This is a genomic window from Corynebacterium sp. HMSC28B08 (assembly GCF_001806865.1).
In the GTDB taxonomy this organism is placed as follows: Bacteria; Actinomycetota; Actinomycetes; order Mycobacteriales; family Mycobacteriaceae; genus Corynebacterium; species Corynebacterium auriscanis.
Window position 1 is genome coordinate 135,294 of record NZ_KV786169.1, and the last position, 25,426, is coordinate 160,719.

General features: G+C 58.6%; 23 protein-coding genes. 19 read left to right on the forward strand and 4 right to left on the reverse strand.

All coding sequences use genetic code 11. The features are described from left to right. Nucleotides 1-32 precede the first annotated feature (32 nt). The 9 genes from HMPREF3098_RS07370 (at nt 33) to deoC (ending at nt 10,274) form a co-directional block, all read left to right on the forward strand. Nucleotides 33-776 carry an HAD family hydrolase gene (locus HMPREF3098_RS07370; RefSeq protein ID WP_265914096.1) on the forward strand — a complete coding sequence of 248 codons (744 nt, stop codon included), beginning with the start codon at nt 33-35 and terminating at the stop codon, nt 774-776. A gap of 45 nt (nt 777-821) precedes the next feature. After that, entirely contained in the window at nt 822-3,551 is a 2,730-nt protein-coding gene (locus HMPREF3098_RS07375; protein ID WP_070434593.1) for a glycoside hydrolase family 65 protein, read from the forward strand. Between the two features lie 148 nt (nt 3,552-3,699). Then, nucleotides 3,700-4,488: a succinate dehydrogenase cytochrome b subunit gene (locus HMPREF3098_RS07380; protein ID WP_070434594.1), complete on the forward strand. Its 789-nt coding sequence runs from the start codon at nt 3,700-3,702 to the stop codon at nt 4,486-4,488. Between the two features lie 32 nt (nt 4,489-4,520). Continuing rightward, complete coding sequence (locus HMPREF3098_RS07385) at nt 4,521-6,554, forward strand: fumarate reductase/succinate dehydrogenase flavoprotein subunit (RefSeq protein WP_035113547.1); 2,034 nt, start codon at nt 4,521-4,523, stop codon at nt 6,552-6,554. Next, a complete protein-coding gene (locus HMPREF3098_RS07390; RefSeq protein ID WP_070434595.1) occupies nt 6,554-7,303 on the forward strand; it encodes a succinate dehydrogenase/fumarate reductase iron-sulfur subunit in 750 nt (249 codons plus the stop codon). Before HMPREF3098_RS07385 ends, HMPREF3098_RS07390 begins: the two co-directional genes overlap by 1 nt. A gap of 45 nt (nt 7,304-7,348) precedes the next feature. Then, nucleotides 7,349-7,669, forward strand: a complete 321-nt coding sequence (locus tag HMPREF3098_RS07395) for a hypothetical protein (protein ID WP_070434596.1) — start codon at nt 7,349-7,351, stop codon at nt 7,667-7,669. Between the two features lie 207 nt (nt 7,670-7,876). Next, a complete protein-coding gene (locus HMPREF3098_RS07400) occupies nt 7,877-9,220 on the forward strand; it encodes a DUF445 domain-containing protein (protein WP_083284305.1) in 1,344 nt (447 codons plus the stop codon). Nucleotides 9,221-9,225: 5 nt separating this feature from the next. Further along, a complete protein-coding gene (locus HMPREF3098_RS07405) occupies nt 9,226-9,537 on the forward strand; it encodes a DUF2516 family protein (RefSeq protein WP_070434597.1) in 312 nt (103 codons plus the stop codon). After that, entirely contained in the window at nt 9,534-10,274 is a 741-nt protein-coding gene (deoC, locus tag HMPREF3098_RS07410; protein ID WP_083284330.1) for a deoxyribose-phosphate aldolase, read from the forward strand. Before HMPREF3098_RS07405 ends, deoC begins: the two co-directional genes overlap by 4 nt. On the opposite strand, the gene HMPREF3098_RS07415 is transcribed toward deoC, so the two are convergent. Both HMPREF3098_RS07415 and HMPREF3098_RS07420 read right to left on the reverse strand, forming a co-directional pair. Next, nucleotides 10,271-11,293 (reverse strand): LmeA family phospholipid-binding protein, encoded by a 1,023-nt coding sequence (locus tag HMPREF3098_RS07415; protein ID WP_070434599.1) that lies wholly within the window; start codon nt 11,291-11,293, stop codon nt 10,271-10,273. The genes deoC and HMPREF3098_RS07415 overlap by 4 nt on opposite strands. A 70-nt stretch (nt 11,294-11,363) precedes the next feature. After that, complete coding sequence (locus HMPREF3098_RS07420) at nt 11,364-11,861, reverse strand: DUF2505 domain-containing protein (protein WP_070434600.1); 498 nt, start codon at nt 11,859-11,861, stop codon at nt 11,364-11,366. A 23-nt stretch (nt 11,862-11,884) separates the two neighbouring features. On the opposite strand from HMPREF3098_RS07420, the gene HMPREF3098_RS07425 reads away from it, so the two are divergent. Then, nucleotides 11,885-13,255, forward strand: a complete 1,371-nt coding sequence (locus HMPREF3098_RS07425; protein WP_371440969.1) for a UDP-N-acetylmuramate dehydrogenase — start codon at nt 11,885-11,887, stop codon at nt 13,253-13,255. Nucleotides 13,256-13,368: 113 nt separating this feature from the next. Then, nucleotides 13,369-13,668, forward strand: a complete 300-nt coding sequence (locus tag HMPREF3098_RS07430) for a YdeI/OmpD-associated family protein (protein ID WP_070434601.1) — start codon at nt 13,369-13,371, stop codon at nt 13,666-13,668. A 29-nt stretch (nt 13,669-13,697) separates the two neighbouring features. Here HMPREF3098_RS07430 and HMPREF3098_RS07435 read toward each other — a convergent pair whose 3' ends face one another. Beyond that, nucleotides 13,698-15,470 carry a long-chain-fatty-acid--CoA ligase gene (locus HMPREF3098_RS07435; protein WP_070434602.1) on the reverse strand — a complete coding sequence of 591 codons (1,773 nt, stop codon included), beginning with the start codon at nt 15,468-15,470 and terminating at the stop codon, nt 13,698-13,700. 195 nt (nt 15,471-15,665) lie between these two features. On the opposite strand from HMPREF3098_RS07435, the gene mshA reads away from it, so the two are divergent. From mshA to HMPREF3098_RS07470, 6 genes are all read left to right on the forward strand, one after another. Then, the gene (gene mshA / locus HMPREF3098_RS07440) at nt 15,666-16,925 is read left to right on the forward strand and encodes a D-inositol-3-phosphate glycosyltransferase (RefSeq protein ID WP_070434603.1); all 1,260 of its coding nucleotides are present in this window, start codon (nt 15,666-15,668) and stop codon (nt 16,923-16,925) included. Between the two features lie 335 nt (nt 16,926-17,260). Continuing rightward, the gene (locus tag HMPREF3098_RS07450) at nt 17,261-18,718 is read left to right on the forward strand and encodes an HNH endonuclease signature motif containing protein (protein WP_246815886.1); all 1,458 of its coding nucleotides are present in this window, start codon (nt 17,261-17,263) and stop codon (nt 18,716-18,718) included. Nucleotides 18,719-18,819: 101 nt separating this feature from the next. Beyond that, nucleotides 18,820-19,419 (forward strand): type III secretion system chaperone family protein, encoded by a 600-nt coding sequence (locus HMPREF3098_RS07455; RefSeq protein WP_070434605.1) that lies wholly within the window; start codon nt 18,820-18,822, stop codon nt 19,417-19,419. Nucleotides 19,420-19,470: 51 nt separating this feature from the next. Further along, entirely contained in the window at nt 19,471-20,253 is a 783-nt protein-coding gene (locus tag HMPREF3098_RS07460; RefSeq protein WP_371440970.1) for a phosphoglyceromutase, read from the forward strand. A gap of 29 nt (nt 20,254-20,282) precedes the next feature. Next, nucleotides 20,283-21,575, forward strand: coding sequence for a sensor histidine kinase (locus HMPREF3098_RS07465; protein WP_070434606.1), 1,293 nt, complete (start codon nt 20,283-20,285; stop codon nt 21,573-21,575). 103 nt (nt 21,576-21,678) lie between these two features. After that, nucleotides 21,679-22,371: a response regulator transcription factor gene (locus HMPREF3098_RS07470; protein WP_035113832.1), complete on the forward strand. Its 693-nt coding sequence runs from the start codon at nt 21,679-21,681 to the stop codon at nt 22,369-22,371. Here the strand turns inward: HMPREF3098_RS07470 and HMPREF3098_RS07475 are convergent. Beyond that, nucleotides 22,368-23,342, reverse strand: a complete 975-nt coding sequence (locus HMPREF3098_RS07475; protein ID WP_070434607.1) for a DUF3109 family protein — start codon at nt 23,340-23,342, stop codon at nt 22,368-22,370. The two genes, HMPREF3098_RS07470 and HMPREF3098_RS07475, sit on opposite strands and share 4 nt — an antisense overlap. Before the next feature lie 86 nt (nt 23,343-23,428). Between HMPREF3098_RS07475 and HMPREF3098_RS07480 the strand changes: the two genes are divergently transcribed. Further along, nucleotides 23,429-24,364 carry a Ppx/GppA family phosphatase gene (locus HMPREF3098_RS07480; RefSeq protein WP_035113553.1) on the forward strand — a complete coding sequence of 312 codons (936 nt, stop codon included), beginning with the start codon at nt 23,429-23,431 and terminating at the stop codon, nt 24,362-24,364. 108 nt (nt 24,365-24,472) lie between these two features. Further along, nucleotides 24,473-25,339 (forward strand): DUF2157 domain-containing protein, encoded by an 867-nt coding sequence (locus tag HMPREF3098_RS07485; RefSeq protein ID WP_070434608.1) that lies wholly within the window; start codon nt 24,473-24,475, stop codon nt 25,337-25,339. Nucleotides 25,340-25,426: the final 87 nt, after the last annotated feature.

The following is a 25,426-nucleotide window of genomic DNA, read 5'->3' on the forward strand; positions in this document are numbered from 1 at the left end:
ACTACGATGGAAATCCAATGAAAGGACGCTGCATGACCAACAATCCACGGCCCCTGTTCGACTACCAAGCAATCCTCTTTGACCTCGACGGAGTTATCACCCCGACCGCTGAATTGCACCGTCAGGCGTGGCGCCGCATGTTCTCGGCATTCCTTAACGAGCGTGGGGCTGAGGCTTATACGGAACAAGATTATTTCGACTACCTCGATGGTCGCCGCCGTGACGAAGGGGTCGCTGCATTGTTGGCCAGTCGCGGTATTTCGGTGCCCGAGGGACAGGTGGACGACGCCGCCACGGTCGATTCCATTCACGGCCTCGGCAGGCGGAAAAACGAGGACTTCCTTCAGCTCGTGGAAGAGGGCGTGGAACCGTACCCAGGATCGGTCGAGTTGTTGGATGCTCTCGCTGCTGCGGAAGCTGATGGGCAGCCCGTGCCACGGATCGGAATCGTCAGTTCCTCCAAAAACGCCAAGCAGGTGCTCGAATCCGCGGGGCTCTTGGACCGATTCGAGATTGTGGTCGATGGGAATGTGGCGTCGGACGAAGGCTTAAAAGGCAAGCCAGCGCCGGATACCTACCTGCGAGGCGCCGAGCTACTGGAAACAGAGGCGGAAAACGCAGTTGTCGTGGAGGACGCGACGAGTGGTGTGCAATCCGGTCGCGCGGGAAACTTCGGCCTCGTGCTCGGTGTGGATCGAGGCGCAGGTGAGGAAGCACTCACGGCAGCGGGCGCAGATGTGGTAGTTGCCGACCTGGCGGATCTGCTGCCACGTTAAAATCATTCGGGCAACGAGAGACCAATACAACGGGAGCAATACGCAATGGGTGAGAAGAAGGACCAGCAGCAACTTCAGGAGTTTCTCGCTTCGCAGCGAACGAAAACCAACATTGGTCCTCGGCGACCCATTGATGGGGAGGATCTGGCGGCTAAAGACTTCCGTCTGGACTGGAAGCACTACAAAGTAGAGCCCCGGAAGAAGATCGACCGCGAGAACAACCCAGTTGATGAATGGGCGTGGATCGAGACCCACCCGAACCGCATGGACTTGGGGGTTGCCGAGACCCTGTTCGCCCTGTCCAACGGGTACATGGGCTTACGCGGCAATCCCGATGAAGGGCGCGATTCAGCCCACCACGGCACGTTCATAAATGGTGTGCACGAGACATGGGATATCCAGCACGCCGAGAACGCATACGGTCTGGCACGCCACGGGCAAGGCATTATCTCCGTCCCCGATGCCAAGGCAATGCGCCTCTACATTGACGACGAGCCATTCCGATTGGGGAATGCCGAAGTCACGGAATACAAGCGCAGCCTCGATTTCCGTGAAGGCGTGCTCCGCCGCGAGTTGGTATGGCGCACGCCCGGTGGAAAGCACATTCGCGTGACCAGTGAGCGTATGGTGAGCTTCCAGGAGCGCCACTTGGCAATCATGTCGCTGGAAGTGGAGCTGCTGGATGACGATGCGGCCGTGGTGATTAGTTCTCAGCTACTCAACCGCCAAGACGGGGAGGATGAATTCCCCGACAGCAACGTCAAGTTCGATGAAGCGGAATTTGATCCGCGACGTGGGGAGCAGTTCCAAGAGCGCGTGTTGTTGCCGAAGTATCAGATGTCCTCCGAGCCAGAACGTGCGACGTTGGGTTATCAAGTGAACCACTCCGGGATGACCCTGGCGGCCTCCATGGACCATGAGCTGGATGTACAGAGCCCAGCGGAGGAAACCAGCGACGTGGATGCCGGTGCGGGGCTAGGCACCGGTGTGGAGATCACGACTGAGGTGAAGGAGGACGTGGCCCGTGTGACTTATCACATCAATGGTCGCAAGGGAATGAAACTGCGGTTGGAGAAGTTTGTTTCCTACCACTCCTCGCGCCATGTGTCCCCCGAGGAGCTGGCGTTCCGCTGCGCGCGCACGATCAACCGCGCGAAGTCCGTGGGGTTTGAGAACCTAGTGCTCAACCAGCGCGAATGGCTGGATCGCTTCTGGGATCGCTCCGATGTGAAAATCGGTGGTCAACCGGAGCTGCAGCAGGCGGTGCGTTGGAACATTTTCCAACTGATTCAGGCCTCTGCGCGTGCAGAGACCAGCGGTGTGCCTGCCAAGGGAATGACCGGCAGTGGTTACGGTGGGCACTATTTCTGGGATACCGAGATTTACGTTCTTCCGTTCCTGTCCTATACCAACCCCACGTTTGCGCGTAATGCGCTGCGGTTCCGTTGCGACATGCTGCCCGCGGCCAAGCAACGCGCGTTGGAATTGTCCCACGATGGTGTGCTGTTCCCGTGGCGAACCATCAATGGCCAAGAATCGTCCGCGTACTATGCTGCCGGCACCGCGCAGTATCACATCGATGCTGATATCGCTTTTGCCTTGATGAAGTACGTTTACGCAACCGGTGACGTGGACTTCCTGCTGGAACAAGGTGTGCACATTTTGGTGGGGACGGCCCGATTCTGGATCTCCATCGGGTTCTTCAACAGTGGCAGCAAACGATTCGAGATTCACTCGGTGACTGGGCCCGATGAATACACCACCGTGGTGAACAACAACCTGTACACCAACGTGATGGCGCGCTATAACTTACGTGTCGCTGCCGGTGTGTTGCGACAGATGGCTGAGGAGCGCCCGAAGGAATACAAGGCGCTGATGGCAGACGAGGACCTCTCGGATGACGAGATTGCGCTGTGGGAGCGGGCGGCCGAAGAAATGCTCATCCCGTTCAACGAGGAATTAGGGGTTAACCCGCAGGATGATTCCTTCCTGCTGCGCGAAGTATGGAACTTGGACGACCCCAACGGTGAGCCCAAGCGTCCGCTTCTGCTGCACTACCACCCGCTGACGATCTACCGATACCAAGTAGTGAAGCAGGCCGATGTGGTGCTGGCGCTGTTCCTCCAAGGGCAGGCCTTCCCCAGTGACATCAAGCGCGCCAATTACGAATACTATGACCGTTTAACTACGGGTGATTCCACCCTGAGCGCTGTTGTGCAATCCATCGTGGCTGCGGAACTGGGTTTGAAGGACACTGCTGACCACTTCTTTCAGCGGGGTTTGTTCGTGGATCTTGCCGACATGCATCACAACACATCTGACGGTGTGCACATTGCCTCGTGTGGTGGAGTGTGGACGGCCTTGACATTCGGATTTGGTGGGTTGCGTGATTACTATGGCCAGTTCTCCATCAGCCCCCGCCTGCCGGAGGAGTGGGAGTATCTCACCTACCAAATCACGCTCCACGGCCAGCAAATTCAAGTCACTGTGCGCGAAGACGAAGTAGAACTCGCTGTGGTTGATGGAGATCATAAGATCGGTCCACTGTGGGTCATGGGTGAGGAGGTCATCGTCGGTCGGGAACCCGTCATTGTGAAGGGGGATACGCTTCTCACCGATGAATCAGATCGGGAAGCATGGGGCGATCATGCGCGCGCTCACCGCCGCGCGAACCACGAAGATGCCCGTGCTCAAATCGCCGTGCCCGGTTTTGCCGGGAACGGTCTTAAAGATTCAAACGAGCGCAGTGAAGTGAGTGCGGAGCAACCGGGGTAGCAACCGGAGGGGTAGAAATATTCCCCCTGAAAAGTTCCAGCCCCCGATAACCTGCCCCCATAACGGGGGAGGTCGGGGCCTGTGAATTACCGCAAAGTAGTCGTTAAGGGGGGTTCAGATTTACAGTATTCATGACACTGGAGGTGCCATGACTGTTAAATATGACGACCGGGACGCAATCGTCCACGGAAAGATAACGACGAAGCCTCTGCGCGAGAAAGCAGGGGTCCCAACTTGGGCGATGAAGCTGACGATGGCCGTGACTGGCGTCATCTTTGCTCTCTTCGTCTTGGTCCACATGCTCGGAAACCTGAAGGTTTACATGGGGGCCGAATCCTTTAATACTTACGCCGATTTCCTGCGTGAATTCGGTCACCCACTCTTGCCACACGAGTTGTTCCTCTGGATTGCTCGTATCGTGCTGCTGGTCTCCCTGGTGCTGCACGTTTGGTTCGCGTTCGCGCTGACCTCGCGTTCTCACCAGTCCCGTGGCCGCTTCAAGCGCAAGAACATGGTGAGCAGCTTCAATACGTTCACCGCGCGCACGATGCCGGTAACGGGCCTGATCTTGCTGCTGTTTATCATCTTCCACATCCTGGACCTAACCTTGGGTGTGAAGCCTGCGGCGTCCGGTGACTTCCAAGGTGCGGTGGATGGCTCTCATGCGGCTTACCAGAACTTGGTCGCATCCTTCGAGCGTCCTGTGGTTGCCATCTTCTATATTTTGGCGATGGTCATCCTGTTCCTGCACCTGTCCCACGGTATCTGGACTGCATCTTCGGATTTGGGTATCACTGGGCATCGCTGGCGCCAGGTCATGTTGTGGGTTTCCTACCTGCTGCCCGCAATCATCATGATCGGCAACATCTCTATCCCATTGGCGGTCATGTTCGGTTTGGTTGATCAGGCTCCGTTCGTCCCCATGCCTGGGCATTAATTAGCGCGAGTCTGTAAGGAGAAGAAACTTTCATGAGCGAAGTAATTAACCACCCGCACAATCAGACCGCGGACTTCAACTACGACGAGGCAGTGGCGGCATTCTCTGCTCCCGAGTCCTCCGTAGCTGGTGTGAGTGTAGGTAAGGTCCTCAAGGACAATGCTCCTCACGCTGTCAGCCAGGACAAGCAATGGCAGTACGCCAAGGAGCACTTCGGCATGGTTTCGCCGCTGAACCGCTCCAAGTTCCGCATTCTCATCGTCGGCACCGGCTTGGCCGGTGGTGCCGCAGCAGCCGCGCTGGGCGAGCTGGGCTACGACGTTAAGGTTTTCACCTATCACGATTCCCCACGCCGTGCGCACTCGATCGCTGCGCAGGGTGGTGTGAACTCCTCCCGTGGTAAGAAGCTGGATAACGATTCCACCTACTTGCACACCAAGGACACGGTCAAGGGTGGCGACTACCGCTGCCGCGAGAATGACTGCTGGCGATTGGCTATGGAGTCTCCCAAGGTCATCGACCACATGAATGCCATCGGCGCACCGTTTTCCCGTGAGTACGGCGGTACCCTGGCTACCCGTTCCTTCGGTGGCGTGCAGGTGTCCCGCACGTACTACACCCGTGGTCAAACTGGTCAGCAGTTGCAGCTGGCCACCACTTCGGCTCTGTACCGTCAGATCGGTGCTGGCCATGTGGAGATCTTCACCCACAGCGACCTCGTTGACCTCATTGTTGAGAACAACAAGTGTGAGGGTGTGATCATGCGCAACCTGATCACCGGCGAGCTCACCGCTCACACTGGCCACGCAACCGTTCTGGCCACCGGTGGTTACGGCAACGTGTACCACATGTCAACGCTGGCGAAGAACTCCAACGCTTCCGCCATCATGCGCGCCTACGAGCTGGGTGCTTACCTGGCGAACCCATCCTTCGTGCAGTTCCACCCAACAGGTCTGCCAGTGAACTCCACCTGGCAGTCCAAGACCATCCTGATGTCGGAATCCCTCCGCAACGATGGTCGTATTTGGACTCCGAAGAAGAAGGGCGACGAGCGCAAGCCAAACGACATCCCAGAGGAAGAGCGCGACTACTTCCTGGAGCGTCGCTACCCAGCGTTTGGTAACCTCGTGCCTCGCGATATTGCATCTCGTGCAAACGCGCAGCAGATCAACGCGGGTTATGGCGTAGGCCCAATGAAGAACTCCGTGTACCTCGACTTGGGTGATGCAATCCAGCGCTTAGGCAAGGACACGATTCGTGAGCGCTACTCCAACCTGATTCAGATGTACGAAGAGGCAATCGGTGAGTCCGCGTACGAGACCCCGATGCGTATTGCCCCAACCTGCCACTACACGATGGGTGGCCTGTGGGCAGACTTCAATGAGATGACCTCAATCGAAGGCCTTTTCTGCTCCGGTGAGGCTTCCTGGATGTACCACGGTGCTAACCGCTTGGGTGCTAACTCCCTGCTGTCCTCCTCCGTGGAAGGCTGGTTCACCCTGCCGTTCACCATCCCGAACTACCTGGCTCCACTGCTGGGCGAGCCAGTTCCTGATGCGGAGTCCCCAGCAGCTAAGGCTGCTTTGGACCGTGCTAAGGGTCGGATCGAGCGCATCATGAGCATCCGCGGTACTGATCCACACGGTCCGGAGTACTACCACCGCAAGTTGGGTGAAATCCTCTACTTCTCCTGTGGCGTGTCCCGCAATGTCGAGGACATGAAGAAGGGCATCGAGGACATTCGCGCCCTGCGCGCTGACTTCTGGGCTAACGTCCACATTCCGGGTAATTCCGGCGAAATGAACCAGGTTCTGGAGTACGCAACTCGCGTAGCTGACTACCTGGATCTAGGCGAGCTCATGTGCGTAGATGCACTTGACCGCGACGAGTCCTGTGGTGCGCACTACCGTGATGACCACCTATCCGAGGACGGCGAGGCCCAGCGTGATGACGACAATTGGTGCTTCGTTTCCGCTTGGCAGCCAGATGGCGAAAACAAGTTCATTCGCCACTCTGAGCCGCTGTTCTTCGACCGCATCCCGCTGATGACAAGGAATTACAAGTAATGAAACTGCATCTTGAAATCTGGCGTCAGGCGGGCCCGAGTGCTGAAGGCCACTTCGAGTCTGTCGATGTCGACGACGCCGTAGAGCAGATGTCCATCTTGGAGCTGCTCGACCACGTCAACAACTCTTATGTCGAGGCTGGCAAGGAGCCATTCGCATTCGCCTCTGACTGCCGTGAAGGTATCTGTGGTACCTGTGGCCTCCTGGTCAACGGTCGCCCACACGGCCCCGACAAGAACAAGCCAGCTTGTCAGCAGCGCCTGTTCTCCTTCAGCGACGGCGACACGCTCAAGCTGGAGCCACTGCGCTCCGCCGCGTACCCAGTAATCAAGGACATGGTCGTTGACCGTTCCGCGCTGGATCGCGTTATGGAAAAGGGTGGCTTCGTCTCCGTCATGGCAGGCACCGCTCCAGATGCCGACTCCCTGGCTGTTAACCACTCCGACGCCGAAAAGGCCCTCGACCACGCAGCCTGCATCGGCTGTGGTGCTTGTGTGGCTGCGTGCCCCAACGGTGCTGCGCACCTGTTTACCGGTGCGAAGCTGGTTCACCTCACTCTGTCCCCAATGGGGCGCCAGGAGCGTGGGCGCCGTGCGCGCAAGATGATCGATGAGCTAGAAACCAACTTTGGCCACTGCTCCCTGTTCGGCGAGTGTGCTGACGTCTGCCCTGCGGGCATCCCCCTGACGGCTGTGTCCGCGGTCACAAAGGAGCGCGCACGTGCTTCTTTCCGCGGTAAGGACGACTAAGCTAGTCACTGATTAAAGAATTCTGAAGGAAAGTAGGAATAGACGATGGCTATCCCAGCTGAGCTCTACATGGAGAAGCACTACGCGGACGATTACGTTCCTGTGAGCTTCGAAGCGCCACACTCCTCCCTGCTGCGTACCGCAACATGGGTGGGTATGGGCTTCATCCTGACCTCCCTGGCATTCCTCGGAGCGTTGGTATTTGGTCTCGCCAATATGGTTAATGGAGTTCAGGAGAACGCCACGACCCTCACCATCGGTGCGGCTATCTTGGCTGCGTTCTTCCTGTTCGGTGGTTTCTTCTTGGTCCACGTCGGCCGGAAGAACTATCGCGAGTACGTCAAGCGCTCCGGGCGTATCCACTAGGGCAAGCCCCGTTAGACGGATAACGTTTGATTCACAGCTCGCCAGTGGCGCTGCCATAGCGCTGTAGACTGGCACCTCCACAAAGGCACCGTGGCCTCACGTAGGCACACGGTGCCTTTGCTTGTTTGCGCTCCTGCCCATCCTCCTCGTCCGACCTACGGGTTATTTTCCGTCGCCGGTATCACTACGGGGCATCCCAATGGAATAATGGGGCGGGTGACTGTGGTGAATGAAAATGGGGATAGCGTGGCGTCGGACCAGATAAACGGACTACCGGTGCCAGGGCCAAGCCCCGAGGCCGAAGCGGAACGGCGTGCGGACCTACGCAAGCACAAAGCAATTGCGACGGGGCTACTGGTCCTCGCGACCTTGGTTTACGTGCTGATGCGCTGGATGGAATACCAAGGCAACCCGGGGCGATGGATTGGGTATGTGCGAGCGGCATCTGAGGCGGGAATGGTCGGCGCCTTGGCGGATTGGTTCGCGGTGACGGCGCTGTTCCGCCACCCGCTGGGAATCCCTATCCCGCATACGGCGATCATTAAGCGCAAGAAAGACCAGGTGGGTCACCAGCTCAGCGAGTTCGTGGGGGAGAACTTCTTCAACTCCGCTGCGATTACTGAACAGTTGCGCAAAGCCAAGATCCCCAAGCTGATCAGCGATCAGTTGCTGGCCGGGAACAACGCGGAACGCGCCAGTGAACAGATTTGCCATGTGGTGGATCGGGCGGTCAATGACATCGATCCGGCGATGGCCGAGCACGTGCTGCGGGCGGTGGTGGTGGACAAGCTCAACGAGCCGATGTGGGCGCCACCGCTGGGCCGAGGGCTGGAGCAGCTGATCGAAGAGGGCCGGACTGAGCCCATCGTCGACGCCGTGGTGGTATGGATGGACGATCGTGCGCGCAACAGTGAGGATTTTGTGGTGCGCCTCATCGACGAGCGCACCCCCACCTGGGCACCGCGGTTCATTCGAGACCTGGTGGGGTCGAAGGTGTACACGGAGCTGGTCGCTTTCACGCACGATGTGCGCCACAACCCGGACCACGATGCCCGCCGGGAGCTGCGGAAATTCATTGCCACGTTGGCGAAAGACCTACAGCACGATCCGAAGATGATCGAACGAATAGAGAAGTTCAAGAGCGAAGTCATGACGTCCGGACCAGTGCAGGCGCTTCCGGGGAAGCTCTGGGAAGGCGCGCGGGTTACGCTGACGGACATGGCCCGCGACGAGCACTCCGTGCTGCGGGTCAAGATTGCCGAATGGCTGCGTGAGGCCGCCGATAAGCTGCGCAGCGATCCTGAATGGGCCGCCCGCCTGGAGGACGGGATCGTGCGCGTAGCCAGCTATGTGGCGGAAAACCACGTGGATAAGGTCACGGGTGTTATTGGTGAAACCGTGGAACGGTGGGACGCGGAAGAGGCTTCCGACCGCATCGAATTGATGGTGGGTAAGGACCTGCAGTTCATTCGCGTTAACGGCACTGTCGTGGGCGCTTTGGCCGGACTGGCGATTTACACTCTGACTGAGTTGATCTTCGCGGTATCATAACCGTCATGACGGCGATTTGGGCAATAGCAGCAGGCATCCGATGGATCTACTTGGTCATCATTGCGATTGTGTTGATTCTTTCGATCGTCGGGCTGGTCACTGCAGTCGGCACGCGCGAAGATGCTTTCACGGTCATTGACCGCCAGAAGCAGAACTGGTTGATGCTCATGGGTGGCGCCACGGCTTTGTCCGTGCTTGCGCTATTCGTCAATTTCGACATGCTGTGGATCATCGCCGCGGTCATTGTGGGCATTTACTGGCAGGACGTGCGCCCGGGTGTGAACGATGCCTTGGGCAATGCGGGTGGTTCGTGGTGATCGACACATCCAATCTCACTCGGGACTTTGTCGCTGGGCTTCTGGATTACACGCTGTTAAAGCCGGAGGCTACGCGCCACGATGTTGCTTCTCTTATCGACGCCGCCACGCGCCTGAAGTGCAAGGCCGTCTGTGTGTCCCCGTCGATGCTGCCTCTCGCAGGGCGTGCGGGGGCTGAGGGCGATGCGGCTCCCCTTCGTATCGCAACCGTAGCGGGTTTCCCCAGCGGGAAGCACGCTAGCTTGATTAAAGCCACCGAGGCGCGCCTAGCGGTGCAGTGTGGTGCTGACGAGGTGGACGTTGTCATTGATGTGGCGGCAGCCATCGCCGAGGATTCGAACGCGCTGCTGAGTGAGCTGATGACTATACGCGAGGCGATCCCGCGGCCGGTCGTGCTCAAGGTGATTCTGGAGAGTGCTGCGCTTACGGAGCAACAATTGCGCGTGGCGGTGCGAGCGGCGGTCAACGCTGGCGCTGACTACGTTAAAACCTCCACGGGGTTCCACCCTGCGGGTGGCGCCACCGTGGAGGCTGTGAAGATCATGGCCCAGGAACTTCAGGCTATGAAATGCCAAGCTCCGTTAGGGATGCCCGATGAGGTCATGCAAGCCCAAGGATTGGTTGGGTTGAAGGCTTCGGGCGGAATTCGCGACTGGGATAGCGCTATTGCCATGATCGCAGCGGGAGCTACCCGCTTGGGGGTCTCGGCTGCGCCGGCTATCCTCGAGGGTGCTTAAGCAGCCCGGCTGGAACCGTAGCCCTCACCGCTAGAGCCGTACGGGCGATCTGGTTGAACGGGGTTTTCGTCTTGGTTGCTGTCGCTGCCACTGCTGCCACCCTGATCGCCGCCACCTTGATCCGTTGTCGCACCCTGGCCTCCGACCTTGGCCAGGTCGACATCTGTACCGTGCATGTGTAATTCCATACCGCGCTCGGTGACCTTGACGTCCGTGACGTCCATGCCTTCAATCATGCCTCCTTGGGATTGCTTGGTGAGGGAGTCACGAATCGAGTTAACAATCGTTTCGGGCAAGTCGAACCCCAGCACTTTTCCACCTTCAACGTCCATGGCCAGATTGCCATTTTCCGCCTTGGGTTTCATCGAGAGTTTCGCTAGGCCGCCGCCGATCTCGAAGTCCAGTACTCCGGACTCCGGATCGGTCTTAATGCCGGTGAGCGTGAACATACCTGCTAGGGCGTTGTTGGAACCCGACGAGCTTTGCGATTGGTTTTTCTGAGCTTGGGCCAGCATCAATTCGGTAGGAATCTCGGATTGCATGGTCAGATCGCTTGCACGCATATCCGATTCAGATTTGCCCTTGATTCCCTTGGCAAGGATGTGCACTTCTGGGTTGCCATCGACCTGCGGTGTGCCCTGATCACCGTTTGGATGAGAGATCTTGAGACTGGAGGGGATTGTGATGTCCACCTGCTTAATGTTGCCTCCCAGTGCTCCGAGCAGAAGAGAACTGGATCCAAAGCTGACCTTCGGGTCGCTGGTAATAGCGGTGTTGGACTGTGCCGCTTGCTGCTTCACGCCATCTACGATTTGCCCCTTGACGTAAGCGCGTAGGCCGAATTCTGCTAGGGCGATGAGGAGCAGAAGAACTACCAAGATGCTCAGAAGGATTGTTAGGCCCTTCTTGGACTTCTTCTGGGGTTGGGACTGCGCGTTCCACGAGGACTGCGCGTTCTGTGTGGGTTGCCCACCCCACGACGGCTGTGGGTTTGAGTAAGGCTGTTGCGGTGTATTCACCCAAACTAGTTTTCCCTAAACAGGTGGATTTCTCCACATGGTTAGGGAAGTTCCCATTGAAGATTTAGATTTACAGGTTCTCGTTAATCCAAGCTTCGAGCAGGCCGGCCTCGCGGGTCAGGAAATCTTCCAACCACTCGGCAACCTTGGGCTCCAGAACGGCACCCATCATGGGGATTTTCACATCTACGGTGGAATCTGCGTTCAGGGTGGTAGTTTCGCCTGCGCCGGTCAGCTTGACCTCGGAATCGAAGGTAACGGGAGCACCCTTGATCTCTGCGTGCACCTCGCCTGTGGTGGTTTCCTCGGCAAGTGGGCCGAACTTCACTTCGCGCTTCAGCTTCAGGTCCTGGGAAACCATGGCGCGTACGGCCTCTGGCAGAGCGGCCTTTGGAAGCAGCTCAAACAGTACGACCTCGATTGGGTCGGGGGTGAAGGAATTTACTTCGCCAGGTTCGTCGCCGATCTTCTCGGCTTCGTAGTCCCAGTACGCCTTCGAGGACAGGGCCTCGTAGACCTTTTCAATTGGTGCATTGATAGTTGCAGTGTTCTCACTGTGAGTAGTCATGACAACAGACTACCTTTATAAGGGTGACGAATACGGATACTGAGCCAAAGACCATCGCTAAAGACCTCGTGGCCCGTGCACAATCTGCTGACATTGAGACGGTAGACACTACATTTGCCGAGCTCACGACCCTTCGCATCGGTGGTCGGCCCGCTGGCGTTATCAAATGCCTCTCGCCCGAGGCTTTACGTTGGGTGGTTTCTGAACTCGACGCCACCCGCACTCCGCTTATTGTCGTGGGTGGGGGATCGAACCTGGTGGTGGGGGATGGTCCGCAGGTTTCCGAGCTAGTCGTTGTTTGGGCTACAACCCCGGATTCTGTTGAAAACGGTTCCCACGCTGCCGTTTGGAATCACGGTGCTGCCGAGGGCCACAGCGTTACCGAGGGCCACAACGTTACCGAGGGCCATGTTGCCATGGACAAATCCACTGGGCTTGTCCGGGCGTACGCCGGTGTGGAGTGGGACCAGTTAGTAGCAGCGACCGTTGCTGCCGGACTGGGCGGGTTGGAGTGCCTTAGTGGCATTCCCGGTTCGGTGGGTGCTACGCCGGTTCAGAATGTCGGGGCTTATGGTGCTGAAGTCTCGCAGGTTCTCAAGCGGGTGCAGCTATACGACCGCGAGGCAAAGACGTGGGAGTGGGTGCAGCCGGAGGACTTAGACCTGGCGTATCGCTATTCCAATCTGAAATTCACTAACCGTGGAGTGGTCACCGCCGTGGAGTTCCAGCTGCGTACGGATGGCTTGTCAACCGCGCTGCGTTTCGGAGAGCTTGCTCGCCGTGTGGGCGTGACTGCGGAGGAGGCCACCGCCGATGCACGGCGTCCAGTCGCCGAGGTGCGCGAGGCGGTGCTGCAGCTGCGCGCAGGTAAGGGCATGGTTTTAGATCCGGAAGATCACGACACGTGGTCTGCAGGATCGTTTTTCACCAACCCCATCGTGGAAGGCGAGGCAGCCCGGGATGCGGTTATTGCCGCGGTCCGGCAGCGATGTGGCGACGAGGAAGCCGATTCCATGCCCGTTTATTCCGCGGGGCGCAGTGCGGTTGGGGATAATGCGGATAAGGGTAGGACAACTACACGCAGCCTTTGTGCTCCGACTTCATCCGAGAGTCTCGAGGAGAGCCCCGAAAGGAGCCCCGAGGAGAATCCTGTCGAGCGTTACAAGTTCTCCGCCGCATGGCTGATCGAACGCGCGGGGTTTTCGAAAGGATGGCACGTGGAGGGTAATACCGTGGCCTCGCTATCCACCAAACACACTCTGGCCCTCACTAATCGTGGCGGGGCCACCAGCGCGGATATTGTCAAACTGGCCCGCGCTGTGCGCAATGGGGTGTGGGAGGCTTTTGGAGTAGAGCTCGAACCTGAGCCGATTTGGCTGGGAGCAACCATCTGACGTGGCTGGGAGCAACCATCTGACGTGGCCCGGAGCAACCATCTGACGTGGCCCGCCACGGTAGAATGAGCACTACGTGCGAGACCAGATCCAAGAAGAATCGGAGAACCAACATGACCGACTTTTTAACCCCACCGGCTGTCGTGGACTGGGAAGGTGTGGCCGGTGGCGTTGTGCACGCTTTGCCCGCTGACCTCGGGGAAGCCTTGCGGGCCGAACCCGCTACGCTCGAGTTGTGGCAGAGCCTTACCCCACTGGGCCGCAATGAATTCATCTGCTGGGTAACCAGCGCCAAGAAAGCGGAAACCCGAGCTCGGCGTATTCGCCGAACCCGGGAGGAACTAGAAGAAGGCATGCGGCGCCCTTGCTGTTGGCCAGGGTGCGCTCACCGGGAGCGTACGGGCAAGGCCTAGGTACGTCCCGGATAGCTTCTCTGGGCTATCTACTTCTTGCCCTCAATCTCCAGCACCAGATCCTTCACCTCGCGGCGACGGATCTTACCGATCAAGTCGGCTGGCATTTCGTCAATGACAAAGTAGCGACGTGGCACCTTGTATCGCGTGAGTCCTTCACGGGCCCATTCGCGGACCTTGTCGGCGTCGAAATCAGATTCCTGAACCCCAGGGGCCAGAACTACCGCAGCAACGACCTCTTCCGAGCCATCGTCGAGTGGCAAACCGACCACACCGGCCTTTTGGATCTGCTCGTGCTCCTCGAGGAATTCCTCCACCTCAGCAGGGTAAATGTTGAACCCGCCGGTGATGATCATTTCCTTGATACGCGAGACGATTCGGATGAAACCGTCTTCCTCCATCACGGCCATGTCCCCAGTGCAGAACCAATCCTCGAAGAACGGTTGATCTTCGTCTGGGATGTTGATGTAACCGTCGAAGACCTGCGGGCCACGAACTAGCAGCTCGCCAGCTTCACCATCGGGCATGGTGCGGGACAGATCGTCGGGGTCAGCTACACGCAGCTCGGTATCTGGGAATGGAATACCGATGAAACCCGCGCGGCGGTCAGGCGTGATGGGGTTTGCCACAATGATGGGGGAAGTTTCGGTGAGACCGTAACCTTCCACGATCTTTCCGCCGGTCTTCTTTTCCCAGCGTTGGGTGGTCGCCACGGGTAGGGGAGCCGCGCCGGACAGCGCATTACTTACGCCGCGTAGATCGATGTTGTGCTCGTCTGCGGCTTCCATGATCTTGTCGTACAGGGTGGGTACGCCTGGCATGTAGGTGGGCAGCTCCTTCTTGAGCTGATCCACGATGAGAGGGATTTCGGGCTTTGGCAGCAATACCAGTTTGCCGGCGGTGGCCACGCCCAGTGCAGCGGTCAACGTCAGCCCGTAGATGTGGAATAGAGGCAGGGCAGCCAGGTACCTTTCTTGGCCCGACGCCCCTAATTCCTTGACCCAAGCCAAGCCCTGGACAACGTTTGCCATGATGTTGCCATGCGTTAGCTGCGCACCCTTGGGCTTGCCGGTAGTGCCAGAGGTGAACATGATCACGGCTGGCCAGCTGCCGTCCACACCATCGGCGGTGCGTACGTTCGAGCCATCGCCACCGAAGTTCTTATCCAGCAACTTGCTGAAAGGAATGGTGCCGTTCGCGGGAGCGTGTAACTGGTCACGCTTCTCGCGGATAGCTTTGATCGGCAGCTTCAGTGCAAGGCGCTTGACCAGTGGCATCGCCTCGATCATGTTGACGGAAATGACTTTCTCCAGCGGTGTTTTCCCCACCAGCTGTTGGCACAGGGGAGCGACCTTGTCCCATGCGATGACGATCTTTGCCGCGTGATCCTTGAAGGGGCCTTCTAGTTCCCGTGCGGTGTACAGCGGGTTGTGCGTTGCCACCACACCGCCCAAGCGTTGGATTGCGAAGAAGGAGATCAACGCCTGCGGGCAGTTCGGCAGTACCATAGCTACGCGATCGCCCTTGCGAACGCCCAGCTCACGTAAACCGGCTGCGACGGAGTTGACTTGGTCCCGGAATTCCCCGTACGTGGTGGATGCGCCAAAGAACTCGATAATTGTCTTGTCCTGGTTGGCATCCACCGTGCGATCGAGCATGTCGAGCAGGGAATCGTTGTTGTACTCCAGGCTGTGAGGGGTCCAGTCTGCGTAGTACTTCAGGTAGGGCTTCTCCTTCCAAGCCGTGCCTTCGGGGGCGTGAGCGGCCGGTCCGGATCCGGGGGTTTCGGTGGGGTTTGTCATCGTTTCAGTCCTTCACTACGCAGTAAAACCCGCTGGTGCGAGTTAATGGGCTGGGGTTGCATTGAACTAAGCCTAACGAAACAATTGCGAATTCCACGCGGAATCCAATAATTCGTACAAAGGGGGTGTAAAACAGTGCGAAAGGGGCACAGTGCGGTGGGGCTTCGCTGTGACGGGCGTTCTACAATAGCGGTCATGCGCGTGGCGATGATTTCAATGCACACCTCTCCCTTAGAACAGCCCGGTGTGGGTGATGCCGGGGGGATGAATGTTTATATTCGCAATAGCGCCATGCAGTTGGCGGCCCTCGGGGTGGAAGTCGATGTGTTTACTCGGGCCACGCGCCCGCTGCAGGGGGAAGTTGTGCGCGTTGCGCCGGGTTTTCGCGTTATCAATTGCGTGGCTGGCCCTTACGAGGGGCTACGCAAGGAGGATTTGCCCACACAGTTGGCGGCCTTTACCGGCTCTGTGTGGACATTCGCTAAGGAGCACGGGATCACCTACCACCTCATCCATTCTCATTACTGGCTATCGGGTCAGGTCGGTTGGCTGCTTCGGGATCTGTGGCAGATTCCATGGGTGCACACGGCGCATACGTGGGCTGCCGTGAAGAATAACTCCCTGGCCGAGGATGACGTTCGCGAGCCGGAAACGCGGCGCATTTGCGAGCAACAGATTGTGGATAACGCCGATTTGCTCATCGTTAACACCGAAGCTGAGGTGGCGGATCTTGTTGCAGGGTACGACGCCTCCACGTGCTCCATCGGCGTGGTCGCCCCTGGGGTGGACGTAGAGCACTACACGCCCGGCTCGGATCGTGCCACAGAACGCAGTCGGCGAGAGTTGGGTATCCCGCTGAGGGCGAAAGTCATTGGGTTTGTGGGGCGTCTACAAAAGTTTAAAGGCCCACACTTGTTGCTGCGTGCGGTGGCCGAAGTAGTGAAGCGCCATCCGGAAGAGTTGGTGAGTGTGGTTATTTGTGGGGGGTCGTCGGGGGCCAACGGCAATAGCTTGGCGGAGCTGAAAGAGCTGGCGAATGAGCTGGGTATTAGTTGTTATGTGCGGTTCCTCGCCCCTCGCCCCCCGGAGGAACTGGTGTCTGTCTACCAAGCGGCCGATATCATTGCGGTGCCGAGTTCAAATGAATCGTTTGGGCTGGTCGCGCTGGAAGCGCAGGCGTGTGGTACTCCGGTCGTCGCAACGCGGATCGGTGGGCTGCCTATCGCTGTGGAGGACGGCAGGTCTGGCTTACTGGTGGATGGGCGCGAGGTTTCCCAGTGGGCCGACGCCCTAGGCGAGCTGGTGACGAACGATTCCCGGCGCATCAAGATGGGCGAGTACGCGCCGCAGCACGCCGCGAAGTTTAGTTGGGCGGTATCTTCGGCTCGTTTGAAGGAGATCTACGAGAATCTGCCACCCGCGGGATTCGGTGGGGAGCGCCACCCGGAGGGGTAGGGGCCTTGCAGAGGGGCCGCCCGGAGGGGGCTGGCAGCAGGGCTATGGGGAGTGCCTACTGATTGGCGCCTTCTTACTGGGGCTTTCTGAATTAAGTTTTGACTGGGATTTGCATTGTTTCACAGTGTATGTTCGATTTTTTAAGTTTTTGTCAGAGGGGATGTCTGGCGCTGACTTTATAGTGGTAGCAGGTGTTGAAACCTAGAGCCCGGCCGGGAAACAGTGCAGGTGGAACGCCAGAGCTTGGCCAGGAACAAGTGAACGAAAACAACAGCTAAAAACCGCGAACGCTTTATCGGCGTGGATGGGGATTTCCGCGCCGGGGGAGGAAAACGATGTTCGATCAGTCCACTCAGCCCTACGAAGAACCAGAAGACCACCAACCGCACCAGCGACAACAACCAGGCCAGACAGACCCACCTAACACCCCCACTCAACCCAGTTCATCTAGCGAACCGCACCAAACCAATTCACCCGACAACCCCGTTCCAACCGACCGGCCCACGGATCTTTTCGGCGAGCCCGTTGGTCCGTCTTGCGAGCAAGACGGCTCGGCTGGTGAGTCGGCACTTTCCGGCCCGGTTCCCAGCTGGCGAGTGACCGATCCCGCAGATGCACTGAGCGCATCGATGTGTGAAATCAATCGGGCGCATGTGCGCCTAGCTCGATCGTGTACGCCGGATATGGACGATTGCGTATCGGACGTGCAAACGCGGTTGTCTGTCAGGCTCGGTCTGCCGGAATATCGTGCTCTCACTTTGATCGAGATTGGACTCACATTTGAAAGATTTCCTTCCCTTGTAGAACTGGGGGAATCGGGAGCTTATTCCTTGGATATCTGGCGGATAGTTTCGGAGGGGTTGGCAGCCGTGAGTGATGAAGTGGCTTCACTCATCGAGCCACTTGTACGCGAGGCGATCTCACCCACTGTGAACAGTCAGGGAATGCTTGGGACGGGGACGATTCGGCGTCGGATAAGAGAAATAGTCGAGCAACATGAACCTTCCGCGCGGCCGAAAGACCCAAACGAAGATCCGCTGCCGAGAGAGAAACCACAGGGAAGTGACGGGCCGGCGCTGCGATTGGATATAGACGAGCGACCGGATGAAACCACTGAATTCTTCTTGAGTATGCCTAAATTAGAAGCGGCCGAAATGACCGCGGCACTAGACAACGTGCGGGCGAAGGAAAACTGCTCCCGGGCGGAGGCGTTGATGAAGCTGATTCGCGGGGAGACGAAGGCCGAAATCCACCTGAATTTGTACCGCCGAGTGGATTTGCCAGACTCCAAGATCTGGGCCGCCGGAGGATGGCTCGGATCCATGGCGACCGAGGAATGGCTGAAGCGAGTGACACACATCCAAGCTCCAGGTAAAGCAAGCAACGAGGGGTACTCTCCGACTCCAATCGTGCGGGCGAGTGTCGAGGGGAGGGACGGGACGTGTCGATTTCCCGGGTGCGAGGTGCCAGCGCACAAATGCCAGCTTGACCATATACAGCGATACAGCCACGAAAGACCGAGTGAAGGGGGTGCTACGGATACGTCGAATTTGCATTGCCTGTGCGCGAAGCATCACAACGCAAAGACGACCGGAGCGTGGGACGTGGCTATTGACCAAGACGGCATCGAAACCTGGACAAGTCAGGGCGATGGCCACATAGTTATGACGGCGCCGAATGGTCCACTCGGTCGTGAGACCTTCCGCCACCGAGCGGTGCGGCGCACCCTGGCCCTGGCGGAATACAACCGCAGGCGCCGACAACGGAACTTGGGAGACGAGCCACCGTTCTAAGGGAAAGAAGCGGGGGATAACGAGATGGCCCACGGAGAGCGCAAGGGGGATGAATTCCCTGCGCTGACAGGAACCTGCCCAATTTAGGTAGCGTTAGGAGTATGGATCGCAAAGGTATCTGCACATTGCTCGACCAAGCCCAGGTGGAGTACCAGGAACACGAAGACAACGTGGTTGTGGTTTTGCCAGGCGAGAAGCGCCTCAAAACCAACTGCATCTTCATTCCGCAGCAGGGGACGTTCCGCGTCGAGGCTTTCATCTGCCGCAAAGTGGAGGAAGCACACGAGGAAGTATATAAACTCCTGCTCCAAGCAAACTGGCGCAGCCTCGGTGTGCACTACACCCTAGACCACAACAACGATATCTACCTGGTGGGGCAATTTCCTGATTCGACGACGGCCGACGATATTCAGCGCATTTTGGGACAGGTATTAGAGCGCGCGGACGCGGACTTCAACCGCATCCTAGAGCGCGGTTTTGCTTCGTCCATTCGTCATGAATGGGCTTGGCGGTTATCGCGTGGAGAGCCGACGTTTAACTTAGCGGCATTCGCGCACCTTAAACCCAGTGAAGCTGAAGTCAGCTTGCTGGCACCGCCGCCGGGGTCCAAGTTGGCGTCGGATATCCATAACCCGCGCGAAGATGAGCCTGAAGACAAACCCCAAGAAGACAAACCCCAAGACGAGAAACCCCAGCCGTAACCTGTAGCGATACCGCACGCTACGGGGATTCAGCTGTGGCAATATAGAACTATGACTGAGCAAACCTCCCTGAAGAAGCCATCCGAAGCTCGCGGCACCCTTATTCTGCTGCGACACGGTCAATCCGAGTGGAACGCTTCCAACCAGTTCACCGGTTGGGTCGACGTTGCGCTCACCGAGAAAGGCCGGCAGGAAGCCGTCCGTGGTGGCGAGATGCTGAAGGAAGCAGGTCTCGAGCCTGAGGTGCTGTACACCTCCCTGTTGCGTCGCGCGATCACGACCGCTGCCCTCGCCCTGGATGCCGCCGACCGCCACTGGATCCCTGTGATCCGCGATTGGCGCCTAAACGAACGTCACTACGGCGCTCTGCAGGGACTGAACAAGGCCGAGACCAAGGAAAAGTACGGCGAAGACCAGTTCATGAGCTGGCGCCGTTCGTACGACACCCCGCCACCGGCGATTGAACTGGACAACGAGTACGCGCAGACCAACGACCCGCGCTACGCCAGCCTCAACGAGATCCCGCGGACCGAGTGCCTGCTAGACGTGGTCAAGCGCTTCATTCCTTATTACCAAGATGAGATTGAACCTCGTCTCGCCAACGGTGAGACTGTGCTGATTGCCGCCCACGGTAACTCCCTACGCGCCTTGGTCAAGCACTTGGACAACATCAGCGACGAAGACATCGCCGGACTGAACATCCCAACCGGTATCCCGCTGGTTTACTTCACCGACGCCGATGGCAACGTCCTCAACCCAGGCGGTAACTACCTAGATCCAGAAGCTGCGGCTGCAGGCGCTGCTGCCGTAGCGGCGCAAGGCGAGAACAAGTAGTTGCCGTCAGCGATAGTCGTAAGTAATCAGTGAGCGCTGAGCTAATCGCAGGAAGCCTTGGCGGACTAGTCTGTGGCATCGCCATTGGCCTCTTTGCCATGTGGGCGTACCGCAAGAACATTAAGGCGCGCCGCAATGTTCGAACCCGCCATGAGCTGCAGGGGGACCGCGTGTCCACGGTGTCCCAAGTGCTCCACTATGCGATTCAGTCGGCGCCAACGGCCGTGGCTGTCGTGGATAAGCGCCGCAAGGTTGTGCTGTCCAACCCGAGCGCGCACGAGCTGGGGTTGGTTCACGAGCGCGCCCTGAATTCCGCAGTATGGAGCGTGGTTGAGAAGGTGCTCGGAGACCATGAACCACGTGAGGTAAACTTCCTACCCCCGCCGCGCCGTAGCGATCGCCCGGTGATCGCCGTGGCAGGCCAAGTTCAGCTTCTGTCTTTGGTGGATGACCGCTTTGTGGTGATCTACGCTACGGACGATTCCGAACACGTTCGCATGGAATCCGCGCGCCGTGACTTCGTGGCCAACGTCTCCCACGAACTCAAAACGCCCGTCGGCGCCATCAGCTTGTTGGTGGAAACGATGATGGAAGTCAAGGACGACTCGGAAGCCGTCGAGTACTTTGGCGGAAAACTCCATGCCGAGGTCGCCCGTATGAACCAGATGATCACCGAACTCATCAGCCTTTCCAAGCTTCAAGGCGCGGAATCGCTGCCGGATCCGGATATCCTCAGTGTGGACAAGATCATCGACGAGGCCATCGACCGCTCGCGCATGTCCGCCGAGGCCGTGGGTATCGAGTTGAAAACTGACGACAAAAGTGGCGCGATGGTCCGCGGTGATCAAAGTCTGCTGGTCACCAGCGTCACTAACCTCATCACGAACGCCATTAACTACTCGCCCGAATCCACCCCGGTTTCCATCTCGCGCGAAGTCTTGGATGGCAACGTCATCATCCGAGTTACCGACAGGGGGATCGGCATCTCGCAGGAAGATCAAAAGCGCGTGTTCGAGCGTTTCTTCCGCGTGGATAAAGCCCGCTCCCGCAACACGGGTGGCACCGGGTTGGGCCTGGCGATCGTAAAGCACGTCATGGCTAATCATGGTGGCCGCGTGACGTTGTGGTCCCGGCCTGGTACCGGCTCCACGTTTGCTCTCGAGTTGCCGGCTTACGACGAGATCAAGGCCAGCACCGGGCGCTCCGTTCCCGAGGAACCCGTGGTTCCAAAGATGAAGCAGATCCTGGTGGAGGACGAGGCGTCGGAAATGGAATTGCAGCCACAATCGCAGCGACAACTGCACGCAGAAAAGGAATCCTAGAGCCCCGTCTACCCCGTGTGCTGGTTACCGCGCACGAAACGTTCGATGACGGTAACATTCACAGCAGGTAAACCCGCAACTTGTGGAAGGTCAGTTTCGCATCGTGACGAGCGTATTGATAGTTGAAGACGAAGAGTCTTTGGCCGAGCCCTTGGCGTTCCTTTTGAAGAAGGAGGGTTTTGAGGTTCATGTGGCGGCTGACGGCCCGACGGCGCTAGATACGTTCGCCGCCGAGAATATCGACATTGTTCTCTTGGACCTCATGTTGCCGGGGATGTCCGGCACCGAGGTCTGTCGTCAGCTGCGGCAGACATCCTCTGTGCCCGTGATCATGGTCACCGCCCGGGATAGCGAAATCGACAAAGTGGTGGGCTTGGAGCTGGGGGCGGATGATTACGTCACCAAGCCATACTCCGCCCGGGAGCTCATCGCCCGTATTCGCGCGGTGCTACGCCGAGGTGGGGAGCAGGAGCAGCCCGAACAGTTCGATGACGGTCAGATCTTGCGTGAGGATCGCGTGGTCATGGACGTGGAGCGGCACATCGTCACCGTGGATGGTGAGCCCGTTCCCATGCCGCTCAAGGAGTTCGACTTGCTGGAATACCTCATGCGGAATTCTGGTCGGGTTCTGACTCGCGGGCAGCTGATCGACCGCGTGTGGGGCGTGGACTATGTGGGTGATACGAAGACTCTCGACGTCCACATCAAGCGTCTACGTTCCAAGATCGAGCGCCACCCGTCCCGACCGCAGCTGTTGCTTACGGTGCGAGGGCTGGGTTACAAGTTCGAGGGCTAGTTCTTCTTTTCTTCCCGACGCCCAGCTGCGACCGCCGTCGCGGGGTGTATAGCAAGAAGTGGAAACCCGCTGGGGGAGACCCTCGCCATCGCTTCGCGCTGGCGGCAGTGATCGGCGAGCACTTCATAGGAGGACTCACCGATCAGCTCAATCAGCTCGTCCCGGTGAGTGGACCAGATCGCGGGGGAATCGGCAGTCGGGGTATCCACGACGTGACAGTTGGGGTCGGTCGTGCAGTACCAATCGAAGTCCTCGCCCCCGTCCCCCCAGCCACGACGGTTGTATTCGGTAATCGTGGTGCGCAGCTGCTCGCGGCCGTCGGGGCGGGTTTCCCAGGCCTCGAGGCGCCGCAGGGGGAGCTGCCAGCAGACCTCAGGCTTGGCGACGGTCAACGGGACATCGTTCTTCAACGCCCACCCGTGGAGCGCGCAACCCTTGTTGCCGTGGAAATCGGAGCGGTTGGCGAACACGCAAGCACCGTTTGTGGTGATGGTCTTGAGCGCGGGTTCCATGTCACCCTCGTCGTTTTCTAGTTCGTCCCACTCCAACCAGGGTTCGAGGTCGGCAATATCGCCAACGGAACCATCACCGCGCTCAGTCCGGTTCAAGCACCACCGGCGCAGCTGCCAGTCTTCATCAGTGAGGGCCTCGGCCACGGTTTTGAGCGCCTCGCGGTCATCGTCATCGGTGAGGAACGCGCCGTGACCGCAGCAGCCCACATCGGGGTTCGAAGAATCGATGCCCCGGCAAGCACTGGTCCCGAAATGGCACCGGTATGTTGACAGCATCCATGTCAGATCGATCTGAACGATGTGCTCTGAATCTTCTGGGTCGAGAAATTCAAGCCATTCGCGCGAGAAATCTACCGGCAATTCCTGACCCGCCTGCACGGACAAATCCGCTTTGGTTCCATCGGGGAAACCGCTGGCCAGAGGGGTATTGGGGGCTGGGGAAGAAGGGGGCGTCGACATAGAAAAGATAGTAGGCGACGGCCACGGGGCAGAAGAGTTCGATGTTCCACTCACGATATTCACCGTAGACGCGTTACTGTAAAGGGGTGCGATTAGGTGTGCTTGATGTTGGCAGTAATACGGTCCACCTCGTGGTGGTGGACGCCCACCGCGGTGGCCCGCCAACCCCGATGAGTAACTGGAAAACTCCCATGCGTCTGGTGGAGTACCTGGATAAGAAGGGAAACATCAACGACAAGGGCGTGGATAAGCTCGTGACCGGGGTTGCTCTGGCGAAGGAAATGTCCGAGCAGTTCCGGTGCGAGCAGATGCTGCCTTTTGCAACGTCGGCGATCCGGTCTGCATCCAATTCCGAGGACGTGTTAGATACCGTCGAGGATGAGACTGGGGTCCGCCTGCGGATCCTGACTGGTGAGGAAGAAGCGCGGCTGACGTTCCTGGCGGTGCGACGCTGGTACGGCTGGTCGGCGGGGCGGATTTGCGACCTAGATATTGGTGGCGGATCGTTGGAGATGTCCGTTGGAGTGGATGAGAACCCGGATGTCGCGTGCAGCTTGGATTTGGGTGCCGGCCGATTGACCCGGCAGTGGTTTGAGACGGACCCGCCGTCGCGGAAGGCCGTCTCGGAGCTTCGGGAATATATCGACGCCGAGCTGGAAGTGCCTGTGGAGAGGCTCTTGGGTGCTGGTCCGATCGATTTGGCTGTGGGTACGTCCAAGACGTTCAGGATGCTGGCTCGACTGACTGGTGCTGCGCCTTCGTCGGCAGGCCCGCGAGTGAAGAGGACCTTGACTCAGGCGGGTCTGCGCCAGTTGATTGCGTTCATTTCGCGTATGACTGCGGCGGACCGAGCTGAGTTGGAGGGTGTGAGTTCCGACCGCTCCCACCAGGTCGTTGCGGGTGCGTTGGTCGCAGAGGCGGCGCTGCGCAAGCTGGAGATCGATTCGCTGCATATTTGCCCCTGGGCGCTGCGCGAGGGTGTGATTTTCTATCACACTGATCAGGAAGAGCTGTTGCGGTAGCTTCCTTGTAGGTGGTTGCCGCCCGGCGCGTTTTCGTGCGTTCTCGGGGGCAACGGGTAACATATCTGAACTGTAGGTTGAGCTTTAGACAATGATGGGACAAAAGGGATGAGCGAAAAGCTGACCGTCGCTGAGCTTTTGGCGAGGAGCGGCCGCACTCCGAAGGACGGCGAAGCCGATCGTCCGCGCCGCCGTCGTCGCAGCTTGGAGCATGGCGGTGTTTCTGTTGCTGAATTGACTGGCAACATCCCTGTTGTCAAAGATGAGCATCTTGAGGGGGAAGAGGGGGCGGAAAAGCCTGCTGAAAAGGCAGCGACCAAGCCTGTAGAGAAGCCAGCGGCGAAGGTTGCTGAGAAGTCAGTCGAGAAGCCTGCGGCCAAGGTTGCCGAGAAACCAGCGGCCAAGCCTGTCGAGAAGCCAGCGACGAAGGTTGCAGAGAAGCCAGTAGAGGCTCCACAGACGGGTACCGCAACTAAGGCACCGCGCCCTGCTGCAGGTGTCGCGGCCGCGGGTGCTGGTGCGGCTTCGAAGCCCGGCGCGAAGACAGAGGGGAAGGTCTCGGCGGAGGCACGGGAGCGTGTAGCGTCGAAAGAAAAGAAGCTGCCAGAAGAAAAACTGCCCGGAACGAAGAACGGTTCAGCCCCCCTTTCCGACAACGAAGAGGTCCGTAAGCTGCAGGCCCAGCTCGGGGAGCACGAGGTTCTTGAATACGAAGACGACCGCATCTCCTGGCCCGCGATGATCGTTCAGGCGCTGCTGGCCGTAGTGCTCGGCGTGGGTGTGTTCTTCGGATTCTCGATGCTGTGGGATCGAATGGGCGCAGGCATCGTTCTCATCCTTGCTTTGGCAGTAACCCTGTTCCTAGTGGGAATCGTGCATGCAATCCTTCGTCACAAGGACAAGTGGATCCTGCTGCTGGCATTCATCGTTGGTCTGGTGCTGACGGTGGGACCGCGACTTATTTTGGGCATGTAGTGGCACTGAAGCTGCGCTGGTTGAAAACGACCGGCGCAGCTTTTTTAATGTGCACGTCAGGGGGCGACGGTGGCGAGCTATCACGAA